The organism is Acidithiobacillus ferridurans, from assembly GCF_003966655.1.
Taxonomy (GTDB): Bacteria; Pseudomonadota; Gammaproteobacteria; order Acidithiobacillales; family Acidithiobacillaceae; genus Acidithiobacillus; species Acidithiobacillus ferridurans.
In genome coordinates this window covers 631596-643989 of record NZ_AP018795.1, presented here as the reverse complement: position 1 = coordinate 643989, position 12394 = coordinate 631596, and the positions used below count along the sequence as shown (strand labels likewise).

The following is a 12394-nucleotide window of genomic DNA, read 5'->3' as shown; positions in this document are numbered from 1 at the left end:
TCATGCTGAACCTGCATGCGTTATTGACCGCTCTGGCCGTCGCGAGCCTCGCCCTGGCGGTACTGCTGGGCGTCTTCTTCTGGGCGTACCGTCTGGTGATGGTCGCCCGCGCCCGCTCGGCCATGGATCGCGTCGCCCCGAAGCTGGAAGCCGGCAGTGAACCGTCGGAAGTCGCCGCGCAGATGGAGCGGGGGCAGCAGGCCAGCGTGCGCTGGGATCTGCTGGATCGCTGGCGGAGCAGCGAGGATGCCCGCCTGCTCCTGAGAGCCGGCTACCGGAGGCCTGCCGCCCCCAGTATTTTCAACACGATACGCTTTCTGCTGGCCGCCGTACTTGTCGTGGTGACCGGACTGACCGAACATCTGCTGGCGCCGCACCTGCTCCATCTCACCTTCTGGATGAGCCTTCTGGCGGCGGCCATTTTTGGCTACCTGCTCCCCAAATTCATCCTGGAGAGCAAGGCCAAAAGTCGCGGGGACGCGGTGAACGCGGAAATCCCGTTTTTCGTGGACATGCTGGCCCTTCTGCAGGGCGTCGGCCTGAGCCTGGAGCAAAGTCTCGCCTCCCTGGCGCAGACCAGCGAGGCGGGAATCCCGCTGCTCGCCGGCGAGATGCGCGAAATGAGCAAGCATATCGCCATTGGCCGCCCCCGCGTGGAGGCGATGCAGAAGCTGGCGGAACAACTGGGCGACGCGGATTTCGCGGAACTGGTGAACATGCTCCGTCAGATCGAACGTTTTGGCGGCGACGTGGCCCAGCCCCTGCGGGATTTCGCCGGCCGCCTTCAGGAAAAACGGCAGATGGCCCTGCGCGAAAGGGTCGGAAAACTCAACGTCAAAATGACGGCGGTGATGACCCTGACCATGCTGCCGGCGCTGTTGCTGATCACGGCCGGTCCTGCGGTGCTCGCGTTGCTGCGTTTCTTCGACAAGATGGGATGAAGATGACCGCCTGGAACCGTGTCCGTGGAATCCGGCACTTGAGCGGGGGGTGGCCGCATTCTGCGTCCTGGCCGCCGGGGGGTGCGCCACCCATCCGTCGGCGCCGGTCGTCACCAACGCGCCGGAGCCGAAGGTTTCCTCCTCCAATCTGCGGGGGTTGAGTCTGCAGCTGATCCAGAAAATGGAGGCCGAGCAGAAGTGGTATGCGGCAATTTCCTATCTGGACCGCTACCTGAAGGAATGGCCGGCCTCGGATCAGACCGATCTGTTGCGCGCCCGCGCCCTTGCGGCCACGGGTGAGCCGGCTCAGGCCGAGCGCTATTTTCAGCGGGTATTGCATACGCCCCTCGCCGCGCAGGGGTACCAGGGTCTGGGCCTCATCGCCGCGCGCGGCGGCGACGTCACCCGCGCCATCCGGCTGTTCCAGCGCGCCACACGGGAGGATCCCACGAACGCCGGGATACTGAATGATCTGGGTTACGCCGCCCTGCAGGGCAAGAACTGGGATGTCGCGCGCAATGCCCTGTTCCGCGCCGGAGAGCTTGCCCCGCAGGACGAGCGGGTGTGGAGCAATATTGCCCTGTACTACCTGCTGCGCGGCGATGGCTTCCGGGCGCAGCAGATCATGGGTGCGCACCATTTCAGTTGGGCCGTCTCGCAGCGCATCCGCCGCGAAGCCAATCAGATGACGGGCGTGCCCACTTCCGCCGGCGACCATCCTCCCGCAGCGGCGACCGCGCCCTCGGGAGCGGTGATGCCCGCATTCCCCAATCCGCCGTTGACGCAATTGTTTTCTTCCGGTAATGCCGGGCCAGCCACTGAACCCAGGAGCGTGCCATGAACCGCAACCCCCACCTTTCCCACCGCCTGCCGCAGATGCTGCTGGCCTTTTGCGCCTTTGGGGTAATGCCCCTCGCCGCCGCTGATGGTGCTTCGGATTACCTGCAGCCCCCGATCCTCGGCTGGCATGAATTGCCGAAGGCGGTGGCACCGGCCGCGGTTGCGCCGACAGCGTCGGTGGCCTCGGTGGTCGCAACGCCAGCCGCGCCAGCCGCCGCCCTTCCCGTGCGTACCCCCGCGCCACCGGCGCCGCAGCCACCCGCACCCGCACTGCCGCCTCCGGCCGTGGAAGCGGTCGTTCCGCCGGTGATCCATAGCGCGCCGGTGGCGAACACCAGCCCGCCGCCCCCGCCCGCGCCCCCGGCGGCGCAACGCCAGAGTTCCGTGCAAAGGTTGCTGGCTTTCCAGAGCGAAGGCGAGGACCCCGGGACCTTTCAGCCGATTCTTGGCGCCGAGGCTCGGCAGAGTTTCAAGAACTACCTGAAATCCTTTACGGGCAGTTCCGGTTCCACATCGTCGTCTGCAACGAAAAACGCGGGGAGCAACGTCGCCCTGCAAGGAATGAGCAATGGCCAGTCTGGTGGTAATGCTTCAGGGTATTGATCCGCGCCGGTGGCGTGCCGGAAGGGGCGAGCGGGGCGATATCGCCATCATCGCCGCCATCGTCATGCCTATCATGATCCTGGCGCTGGCCTTCGGCATCGACATCGGTCATATGACCTACGTACAGCGCAATCTGCAGAAGATTGCCGATATGGCGGCCATCGCGGGCGCGGAAGATATTCCCAACGCCCAGTCCTTGGCGCAGGAAAACGCCGTCAAAAACGGGCTGCAGACGTCGTCGTCCACGCACATAACGGCCACTCAAGGCAACTGGAATCCGCAGATCGAGACGGGTCCCACTTATTTTTCCACCGCCGTGCCCTATGGCCATCAGGCCAATGCCGTACAGGTGCAATTGTCCGAGAGCGTGCCCTATTTCTTCTTTTTCGGTCCCAAGAAAACCGTGCAAGCCCAGGCCATCGCCTGGGTGCCCAATCCGGCGGCGGGGTTTTCGATCTCCAGCCAGGTGCTGAATCTGAATACCCAGCAGTCGGCTCTGCTTAATGGTATCCTCGGCGGATTGCTGGGCACGTCGTTGAATTTAAGTGTAGCAGGCTATAATGCGCTGCTGGGTACGACGGTTTCGCTGGGGCAACTCGCGCAAACCCTGAATGTGGGAACCGTGAACCATCTGCTTTCCACCAACCTGAATCTGCCCGGACTTTATCAGGGGGCACTGACGGTTCTGGGCAATCAAGCCAACGGTGGCCTGCTCAATAGTCAGAACGCAACGGGTGCGTTGCAGCAGATCATCGGCTCGACCACCAACAGTACCAATATTCAGTTAGGAAAAATTCTGAATCTGGGGCTGGCCGATAAAAACGCCGCCGCCAATGCGCAGGTCAATCTCCTGGGTTTGATCACTGCATCGGCGCAACTGGCCAATCAGCAGCACTTTGTCGATGTTCCCGGCGTCAACGTGCTGGGCTTGGCCAGCTTAAAACTGTTCATCATCTCACCACCCAAGCTGGCCTACGGCGAGCCCGGTCAAAACCCGGACGGCACCTGGAAAACCCAGGCGCAGACCGCACAGGTGGCCCTACAGCTACAGGTTTTGGGTTCCCTGGTCAAGGTCGATTTGCAGGCAAGCCCCGCGATCGCCGATCTCACGAACGTTGTCTGCACGATGCCGCAAGGCCAGAGTCAGGTAGGCGTTCGGGCGGGGACCGGTTTGTTGACCGCGTCCATTGGCGTTCTCGCCCCGCAAACCAATACGCCGGTAGTGCTTCCCCAGAATTTCTCGAATCATACATTCACCGGCCTGCCGATCCCCCAAACTGCGTCAAACTCAGGCAATCAGCCTTGGGACATCGGGTCGACAAGCGCTGGGCAGGCACCGCTAAACCTTAATCTCAACTTGCTAGGATTAAATTTGGGTTCTTTACTGAACGGTCTGCTTAATCCAATAGTGGACGACCTCCTTGCCCCGGTATTAAAGGTTCTCGGTATCTCGCTCGGTAATGCCAAGGTGACGTACACGACCCTCAGTTGCGGCACCATCCCCCCGGTTCTGGTGTACTGATGAACATGATTCGTGTTTTAGTCTGGGAAGGACAGCATGATTTCGCCAAGCGTCTGGAACGCTGTCTGAGTCAGCATGCCGACGCCGAGGTCATCCGCTACGATGACGAGGTGGATCATCCGTCCAGCACGGAAGCCATGGACGTGGATATCGTTTTCATCAGCACCACCGCGCTGCGGCGTTATGAAAAAAACCACCTCGCCTGGAAACGGATAGAAGGCGTACCGGTGATCTGGGTGGGCAGCGGAGAACAGAGCATCTATGCGACGACGCCGCTATCCGAACGGGTCGTGTTGCCCGCCTATTTCAATTGCGCGAGTCTGTCTGCGGTACTGAAACACACCCTGCATGTGGTGACGCAGGGCGCAACAGCCCGGCAACTACCGGCGGATGACGCCATCCCGCTCTCCGAGTTGCCCATGGCTAAAGACGGGGATTTCGTCTATCAGTCGCCCTGCATGCACCGCCTGGTGGGAAATGCCCGTCTTTATGGCGCATTGTCGGTGAATGTGCTGATCCGCGGTGCCAGCGGTACCGGAAAAGAATATGTCGCCCGTCTGGTGGCGGATTCCCACCCCGAGTACCGCTCCGGGCCCTTTGTGCCGGTGAACTGCGCGGCCATTCCCGATGCGCTGTTCGAGTCGCTTTTTTTCGGGCATGTCCGGGGCGCATTTACGGGCGCCGTACGCGATCATCCGGGTTTTTTGCGCGAGGCCAATAACGGCACCCTGTATCTGGACGAAATCGGTGACCTGCCTTTTTATCAGCAGGTGAAATTGTTGCGCGCGCTGGAGGACGGGGTGATCCACCCGGTGGGCAGCAACGAGACGATGCGGATCAATTTCCGCCTGGTCACCGCCACCAATCGGCCGCTCATCAACATGATCCGGGACGGGACTTTCCGATTGGACCTCTATCATCGCATCAGTGTGGTCGAACTCTATATACCCACTCTGCAGGAACGTGGCGGGGACGAAAAGTGGCTGCTATTCACCCACGCTTTCCGGTTGGCCCTGAAAAAGTTTTCCGACGACGATGTCCCCTTTCCGGAACTGCCGAGCTGGCTCAAGGACTGGGTTTATACTTCCCAGTTTCCGGGTAACGTGCGTGAATTATTCAACCGGGCGGCGCGGCTTGCCGCCTTTTACCTCGGCCACGGGGCTTTGGAGCAGGCCGAATGCATGCATCTTTTGCGCGCCGGAGAAATCGACTGCGAAACCACCGGGGTCTGCACTCCGCCGGATTTTTCCACCAGGGCAGAGGAGCGCAGCCAAGTCCTGGACGCGCTGGAAAAAAACCAGTGGCGCCGACTGGAAACGGCAGAGGCGCTGGGCTGGAGCCGCAAGACGTTGTGGCTCAAAATGAAAAAATACGGGCTATCTGGGTAACACCGAGCCGACGCACAGTCGGCATATCAGCAGCAGCGACAAGGATCCGTCGAACGACCGGTTTGCGGCCGCAAGGCCATTACGCGTTTTTACAGGGAGAAACAGGATGCGAGATATGGAAAAGCAAAACGGAAAACAGAGTATCCGGATGGCGGTATTCGCCGTCGTCATGGGCGCCTTGCCCGTCACCGGCGTGGCCCGGGCGGGCACTGACAGCAGCAGCAACGCTGCGCCGTCCGCACCCGTGAGTGCCCGGCAGGCCGTGCCGTCTACCGCGCCGGCAGAGGCCCCGGTACTGACCCAGCATGTGTTGCAGTCGATCAAGGAACACCGGTTGGTGGAGCTGCGGACCATCTATAACGGCCCTTTCGCGGCGGCCATGTTCTTTAATCCGAGTACGCTCAACTATACGGTCGTCCTGCTCAAGAACCACGATTTCTGGTGGGTTGGACAAACCGCCGACGGTCACAAGGCGGAAATGCTGTACACCAAACTGGCGACGCAAACCATACGCTTATCTGCCCCGGACATCGCCAAAATTCAGTTGGATGCGCGTATCGCGGTGGCACGCAGCAGCCTGCGGGCACAACAAAAGCGCGAAGCGGAACTGGAGCAGCAGATATCCGCCCAGCAAAAGGTCATGCAGGCGGGAACCGCGGCCCAGAGCCAGCTTCTCTCCGAAGCCCAGGCGCTGAATTCCCGGCGCCAGGAACTGCAACGCCAACTGGACCAAACCAATGCCGCGATTGCCGGATTGCAGAGCAAGGCGCAGGAAGGCCCGTCTCTGGGTGATCTGCAAACGCTTCCCTCAGCGTCTGCTCCGGTCGGGGTCACCCCCCACCAGAAGCCGAAGATTCAGGTGCGGGCTACTGCGCATCCATGACGGCGGAGGAAAACCATGGCGGTGCCACCGGGCCCGCCGCTCAAGGCAAGGCCGGTGGCATTGCCTCCAGCGGGCTGCAATGCCTCGCGCTGATCGCCGGATATTACCAGCGGCCGTGTAACGCCGAGCAGTTGGCGCGCGCCTTGGGTATGTCCGAACCCATTCTGCCGCTGGGCAAAATCATTCTGGCGGCTCGCGAAGTGCGTCTGGTGGCGAAGGCGGTTCAGTTGAAATGGACGGATCTGGCCCGCCAGACGTATCCGGTGATGGCCGAGTTGCGGGATGGCAATTACCTCGTGCTGGCCCGTTTCGAGAATAACCGCCTGGTCGCGGTGGATCCGCAGCGCGGTCAACTGATACTGGATGAAGCCACCCTCCACCAGGTCTGGACCGGACGGGTGTTGCTCATCAAGCCGCGCTTCGAGTGGAATGCGGCGGGGCAGCGCTTCGGGTTGCGCTGGTTCATTCCCATCATTCTCAAATACCGGCAGCCCGTCATCGAAGTTCTGGTGGCGGCCTTCGTGGTGCAGATGTTCGGTCTGGCCATGCCGTTGTTCATCCAGTTGGTGATCGACCGGGTGCTGGTCTATCACAGCCTGCCCACCCTGGACATTCTGGCGGTGGGGATGCTGGTGGTGATCGCCTTCGAAACCACCCTGAACGTGCTCAAAACGCTGATGATGACCCATACGACCAATCGTATCGACGTCACTCTCGGCGCGCGTCTGTTCGCCCATGTGCTGCGTATCCCCATGCGCTATTTTGAATCCCGGACCGTCGGCTCGACCGTGGCGCGGGTGCGGGAACTGGAGGTGGTACGGCAGTTTCTGACCGGACCCACCCTCATGGCGTTCATCGACGTATGGTTCGTCGGCATTTTCCTCGTCGTACTGTTCTTTTACAGTGTGCGCCTGACCCTGGTGGTGCTGGCTACCATTCCCTTCATGGTCGGCATATCCCTCCTGGTGTTTCCCATGCTGCGGCAGTTGTTGCAAGAGCGCTTCGACCGGGGCGCCGAAAACCAGTCTTTTCTGGTCGAGACCATCACCGGTATTCAGACGGTCAAGGCGCTGGCTGTGGAGTCCCGCATCTACCAGCGCTGGGAGCAGAGTCTGTCGCGCTATGTGATGGCTTCCTACCGCGTCGACCGTCTGGCCGGAATCACCGGCTCCCTGACCCAAATGATTCAACGGATGGGGACGCTGACGATTCTCTGGGTGGGGGTCAAACTTACCTTGTCCGGAGACATCAGTGTCGGCGAACTGATCGCCTTTCAGATGATCTCCGGCCAGGTGACCGGCCCCATCCTCCGTCTGGCGCAGTTGTGGCAGCATTTTCAGCAGGTCGGGGTTTCCGTGAGCCGTATGGGCGATTTGATGAATACGCCGGCGGAGCCGGTCATCGATATCGGCAAGGCCTCGCCGGGTGCGCTGCATGGCCGGGTCACCCTGGAAAATGTGCACTTTCGTTATACGGCGGACGGTGACGAGGTGCTCAAGGGCATCAGCTTTGATATTCCCGCGGGCTCCTTTGTCGGCATCGTCGGGCGCAGCGGTTCCGGCAAGAGCACCCTGGCGAAGATGTTGCAGCGTTTGTATCTGCCGGATTCCGGCAATGTGCTGATCGACGGCGTCGATCTGCGCCATGTGGAGCCCAATTGGCTGCGCCGCCAGATCGGCGTGGTGCTTCAGGATAACTTTCTGTTTTCGGGGACCATCCGGGAAAATATTGCGATGGTTTATCCCGAGGCGCCGCTGGACAGGATCATCGCGGCGGCGGAACTCGCTGGCGCCCACGAGTTCATCAGCAAGCTCCCCGACGCCTACGACACCAAGGTAGGCGAACGGGGCGATTCGCTGTCGGGAGGCCAGAGGCAGCGCATCGCCATCGCCCGCGCGCTGCTGGGCGATCCGCGGATATTGATTTTTGATGAAGCCACCAGTGCGCTGGATTATGAATCGGAGCGCATCATCTGGAAAAACCTCTCCAAAATCTGCCAGGGGCGGACGGTGTTCATGGCGGCGCACCGCCTGGCGTCCATTCGCTCGGCGGATATCGTCCTCGTCCTGGATGATGGCCGATTGGCGGAATATGGCGCGCATCAGGCGTTGATGGCCCAGAAAGGGATCTATGCCCTGTTGGCCCGCGACGAAGAGGAGGCCTGATATGGGGCAGATCGGCAACAACCTGCGCGGCAGCTTGGCGGAGGCCCGGGAACGGAACCGCCAGGCGGCCCTGAAAAAGCTCGAAAACGAGTTTCTGCCGCCATTGCTGGAAATTCAGGAGCGGCCGCCGGCGCCTTGGCAGCACTGGATACTCTGGACACTGCTGGCGCTGCTCTTCGCCGCGCTGCTGTGGTCTTATCTGGGCAAAATCAATATCGTGGCAACGGCGACCGGGCAGTTCATCCCCGACGGGCGGGTCAAGGTGGTACAGCCCCTGTCCACGGCCACCGTCGAACGCATCTATGTGCATGACGGCGAGACGGTGCGCAAGGGACAACTTCTGGTATCGCTCAATCCGGCGATCACCCGGGCGAATCTGCAGGCCACCCAGCAGGAGCTGGCCTTCCGGAATCTGCAGCAGGCGCGTATCCACGCGCAACTGAGCGGGCGAAGCGCCATTGCACCCGCATCGGGCACCAACCCTGAATACATACGGATGGAGAAGGCGTTGCAGGCCGCCCAGGAGGCCGACTATCAAAGCCGTCTGCAGGCGGCGCAGTCGCGTGCCGAGCAGAACGCCACGGCACTGAACTCAGCACGGGCGTTGGCTCAGAGTCTGCAAAATCAGGAGGCGCTGTTGCACCCCCAGGTCGTCGCCGATGCATCCCTTGCGCAAAGCGGCGCCATCCCCCGCATGGAATACGAAAATGCGCGGCAAAAGGAACTCGGCCTGCAAAGCCAGATCGCCCAGAACCAGGGAGATATCGCCCGTTATCTGCAAAGGCAGGTGGAATACCGCCAAGATATTGAGGGCATCAAGGCGAGTTATCACGCCACCCTGCTGCATAGCCTCGGAGAAAACGCCCAGTCGCTGATTTCGTTGCAGGCGCAACAAACCCACGCCAGCCACGATCTATCCCTGCACGAATTACGTTCGCCGGTGGACGGCATCGTGCAGGACCTCGCGGTGCGCAACGTGGGCGAGGTGGTGACCGCCGCACAACCGGTGGTCAGTATCGTCCCCAGCGGTACACCGCTGGTGGTGGAGGCGTATCTGCCGGATGCCCACATGGCTTTCGTGCATGTCGGTCAGACAGCGCGGGTAAAAGTCTCCGCCTATCCCTTCGAGCAGTACGGCGCCCTGCAAGGGGTTGTCCAGAAAATCAGCCCCGATGCCGTTTCTCCGAACGGGTCCGGTAAGGCCCTGGCTGGTGCGGGATTATCCTACCGGGTGCACATCACCGTCCCTCACCCTTATCTGATGGTACACGGGGTGTCCGTGAAAATGCGTCCGGGCATGACCGTATCCGCCAACATCAACACCGGCAGGCGTCGGATCATCCAGTTTTTCCTGGGCCCCTTGTTCCGCGACTGGGATGAAGGGCTGTCGGTTCGATGAGGAAGCGGACTTTACCTTGGCGGATTCCTGCGCGGCATCCGGGAAGTACCCGTTGGGTACTGGCCTGCTGGATGATGATCGGTATCCTGCCGGGGGCCTGCGCGGGATCGCTGACGCAGAATGATGCGGATGGCGCCGGACTGGGTTCGGCGTTGATGAACGCATTGCCGGCATCACCGGAAACCGTCGCCCCAGGCCTGCTCCCACCAGCACAGGCACAGGCTCGGCGGGCGGTGAAAAAGCGTTCGCCGGTCGGATCCACGCCAACGCCTCCGGCGCCGATCCGGACACCAGCGGCGTTGTCCCATGTGGTCCCCTCGACTACTGTTGCGCTGGCGCTGTCCTCCGGGCATGGGGTAACCAAAGTCCGCAACTCCGCTGCGGACGCGGGCACCCATCCGGCGGATCATGCGGCCGCCGTAACCATTATGGCGCCGCGCGCATCCGCACCTGCTCTGCCGGACCTCCATGCCACGGCCCATTCGTCGGCGGCGCCGGTGGGAGCCGTGGCGGCGGGCGGCGGTAGCAAGCTGCACGAGTTGCTGGCTACCGCCCTGGCCAATAATTCCGATATCCGGCTCGCCGATCAGTCGCTGCGCGAGGCGCAGGCCGAGTCACTGGACGCCTTCGGGCAGTTTTTACCGCATCTGAATTTTCAGGCGCAAACCCAGTTATACGGTAATCAGACCAACCATCCAGCGGTGTCCTTGATCGGCTCCACCATCGTGGTGACCCAAGGCAATAACTATTCCAATTATCTCAGTGTGATGGCCAGCCTGAATCTGTTCGAAGGCGGACAGGGGATCGCCAATCTGGCGGCTTCCCGTCAGGGTGTCCATGCCGGTCACGAGCAGGTGTCTGAGCGGCGCAGGCGCACCGCTCTGAATGTGCTGGCTGGCTATGAAGAGTTGCAAAGTCTGCAGTGGCAGTTGCGGGCGATCCAGCGGTCTCTGGTGTTCATGCGTCAGGACCTCGCCCTGGCCGAGCAGCGGATGCGGCAGGGAAACGAAAGTCGAATCGATTTGAACCAGATGCGGAGTCAGGTCGCGAATCTGGAAGCACAGCGCCAGGATACGAAAAAGCGACTGGTCAAGGCGCAAACGAACCTCGCTCTGCTCACGGGCAAAACCGGCGCTTTCGATCTGCTCCAGTCCGGCGTGCATGACAGCATACCCACCCCGCCGGAATTCGATGTTGCGACCGTGGAGGGGGCCGCCGTGGAAAACCTGCCGAGCGTGCAGGTCGCCCGTGCCGCACTGCGCAAGGCCCGGGATCGGGTGGATGCGGTGCGCGGTTCCTTTCTCCCGAATGTGAATCTGCAGACGGGGTACAACTGGATCGGCACGTCCAGTCAGGGGTTTGGCCGGGCGATCGGCTCCACGTCGCCCAGTAATTATACGGTGGGCATTTCCATTACCCAGACTCTCGCACCGTTCACCGGCCATATGGCCAAGCTGGATACCGCGGAGGCGCGGTCGGAAGCGGCGCTGATCCGCTATCAGCGGGCGCTGCAGGAAGGGCGTCAGGAACTGCGAGTGAACCAGGAGGAAGTGCGTGCCGGCACCGCCCGCCTGGCCGCGCTGGAGAGCATCTATGCCCGTGCCCGGCAAAATCAGAAACTGATGGAAGAGCTTTATGCACACGGGCGCATCAGCAAAACCGATCGGCACGCCGCGCAAATCAAAACCATGAATGCTGAGGATGCGTGTCGGGACGCCCGTGCGCAACTGCAAGTGGCCCGCTGGATGTTGTACGCCATGGTGGATCCGCGGCATGTCGCCGACAGCCTGCTCCAGAAAACACAGGCTGGAGAAGCCGACAATGCCGCGCCGTCGTCTTCGGGAGCGGGCGCTGAACACGCGTGAACGGCTCAGGGTGGTTTTTTCCAGGGACCGGTTGACCTTGTGGTTGATCGGCGCGGCGGTCTGCGTCGCCTCGCTCACCTTTTTAATCTATCGCACCATCCGTCATGAGGTCACCAGAACCGTTGCGGCGCCCTCGGCCTTCCGTATGGTCAGGGTGCCGCCATCGCCTCCGGCTCCCGCCGCGCCGGTGCCTCCGGCAAAAATGGCCCCTGTCGACCTGCACGGAAAGGCATCCCGGCTGGCGTCCAGTAGTCCCTCCGCCCGCCAGACCGGGACGCTTCCGGCAAAGCATGGCCTCCCAAAGCCCCCGCCCTCCCAGCCAGCAGCGCCGCCGGCCATGACCCATGCGGCCTATCCGCCGCCGGCATGGACGGTTTCCACGCCCCATAAGGCGAGTCTCATCAGCCGTTATGTGACGTACTGGATACGGCAGGTGGAGAGCAGGGGCGCGCGCGAGGGGCCCATAGAAAGAGGGGGCGAGATACAGGTGCGGGTTACCGTGTTCCGCAACGGCAATCTGGCGCAGTTGTCCGTCGTCCGGTCGACCCTGCCGACCAGCGCAGCCGATAAGGCGGTTCGCATGATCCGCACGGCTTCTCCGTTCGCCCCTTTCCCCGAGGATCTGGCCCGGCAGGCCAATAAACTGGTAATCCGTTGTACGATGAACTTCCTGAACGGTGATGTCGGAGCCCAATCCCAGCCCTCTGCATCGGGCGGCGCAGGCATCATGCCTACCCAAGGGTTGTCAGGAAGCCTGTCCCAGGCCCTGTTGGGTTCCGATTCCTGAA

The 12394-nt window shown here is 61.8% G+C and carries 10 protein-coding genes; all 10 read left to right on the top strand.

Annotated elements, in window-relative coordinates; translation table 11 throughout:
• Positions 1-2: 2 nt before the first annotated feature.
• The 10 genes from AFERRID_RS03275 to AFERRID_RS03230 all read left to right on the top strand — a co-directional run bounded on the left by AFERRID_RS03275 (position 3) and on the right by AFERRID_RS03230 (position 12393).
• On the top strand, positions 3-941 hold the full coding sequence (locus AFERRID_RS03275) for a type II secretion system F family protein (protein ID WP_113526026.1): 939 nt from the start codon (positions 3-5) through the stop codon (positions 939-941).
• 49 nt (positions 942-990) lie between these two features.
• The gene (locus tag AFERRID_RS03270; RefSeq protein ID WP_232027743.1) at positions 991-1782 is read left to right on the top strand and encodes a tetratricopeptide repeat protein; all 792 of its coding nucleotides are present in this window, start codon (positions 991-993) and stop codon (positions 1780-1782) included.
• On the top strand, positions 1779-2384 hold the full coding sequence (locus AFERRID_RS03265) for a hypothetical protein (protein WP_113526028.1): 606 nt from the start codon (positions 1779-1781) through the stop codon (positions 2382-2384). Before AFERRID_RS03270 ends, AFERRID_RS03265 begins: the two co-directional genes overlap by 4 nt.
• Complete coding sequence (locus AFERRID_RS03260; protein WP_225981834.1) at positions 2350-3906, top strand: TadG family pilus assembly protein; 1557 nt, start codon at positions 2350-2352, stop codon at positions 3904-3906. The genes AFERRID_RS03265 and AFERRID_RS03260 overlap by 35 nt, the downstream gene beginning before the upstream one ends.
• Positions 3906-5294, top strand: coding sequence for a sigma 54-interacting transcriptional regulator (locus tag AFERRID_RS03255; protein ID WP_113526029.1), 1389 nt, complete (start codon positions 3906-3908; stop codon positions 5292-5294). The genes AFERRID_RS03260 and AFERRID_RS03255 overlap by 1 nt, the downstream gene beginning before the upstream one ends.
• 115 nt (positions 5295-5409) lie before the next feature.
• Positions 5410-6177, top strand: a complete 768-nt coding sequence (locus AFERRID_RS03250; RefSeq protein WP_225981833.1) for a DUF2968 domain-containing protein — start codon at positions 5410-5412, stop codon at positions 6175-6177.
• On the top strand, positions 6174-8342 hold the full coding sequence (locus AFERRID_RS03245) for a peptidase domain-containing ABC transporter (protein WP_113526030.1): 2169 nt from the start codon (positions 6174-6176) through the stop codon (positions 8340-8342). The genes AFERRID_RS03250 and AFERRID_RS03245 overlap by 4 nt, the downstream gene beginning before the upstream one ends.
• Position 8343: 1 nt before the next feature.
• Positions 8344-9741 (top strand): HlyD family type I secretion periplasmic adaptor subunit, encoded by a 1398-nt coding sequence (locus tag AFERRID_RS03240; RefSeq protein WP_113526031.1) that lies wholly within the window; start codon positions 8344-8346, stop codon positions 9739-9741.
• On the top strand, positions 9738-11606 hold the full coding sequence (locus AFERRID_RS03235; protein WP_226829019.1) for a TolC family protein: 1869 nt from the start codon (positions 9738-9740) through the stop codon (positions 11604-11606). The genes AFERRID_RS03240 and AFERRID_RS03235 overlap by 4 nt, the downstream gene beginning before the upstream one ends.
• Positions 11563-12393: an energy transducer TonB gene (locus tag AFERRID_RS03230; RefSeq protein WP_113526364.1), complete on the top strand. Its 831-nt coding sequence runs from the start codon at positions 11563-11565 to the stop codon at positions 12391-12393. The genes AFERRID_RS03235 and AFERRID_RS03230 overlap by 44 nt, the downstream gene beginning before the upstream one ends.
• Position 12394: the final 1 nt, after the last annotated feature.

Excerpts from the sequence above, each read along its gene's own strand:
- AFERRID_RS03275 (WP_113526026.1), top strand. The coding sequence starts at position 3 with ATGCTGAACCTGCATGCGTTATTGACCGCTCTGGCCGTCGCGAGCCTC.
- AFERRID_RS03265 (WP_113526028.1), top strand. The coding sequence starts at position 1,779 with ATGAACCGCAACCCCCACCTTTCCCACCGCCTGCCGCAGATGCTGCTG.
- AFERRID_RS03260 (WP_225981834.1), top strand. The coding sequence starts at position 2,350 with ATGGCCAGTCTGGTGGTAATGCTTCAGGGTATTGATCCGCGCCGGTGG.
- AFERRID_RS03255 (WP_113526029.1), top strand. The coding sequence starts at position 3,906 with ATGAACATGATTCGTGTTTTAGTCTGGGAAGGACAGCATGATTTCGCC.
- AFERRID_RS03250 (WP_225981833.1), top strand. The coding sequence starts at position 5,410 with ATGGAAAAGCAAAACGGAAAACAGAGTATCCGGATGGCGGTATTCGCC.
- AFERRID_RS03245 (WP_113526030.1), top strand. The coding sequence starts at position 6,174 with ATGACGGCGGAGGAAAACCATGGCGGTGCCACCGGGCCCGCCGCTCAA.
- AFERRID_RS03240 (WP_113526031.1), top strand. The coding sequence starts at position 8,344 with ATGGGGCAGATCGGCAACAACCTGCGCGGCAGCTTGGCGGAGGCCCGG.
- AFERRID_RS03235 (WP_226829019.1), top strand. The coding sequence starts at position 9,738 with ATGAGGAAGCGGACTTTACCTTGGCGGATTCCTGCGCGGCATCCGGGA.
- AFERRID_RS03230 (WP_113526364.1), top strand. The coding sequence starts at position 11,563 with ATGCCGCGCCGTCGTCTTCGGGAGCGGGCGCTGAACACGCGTGAACGG.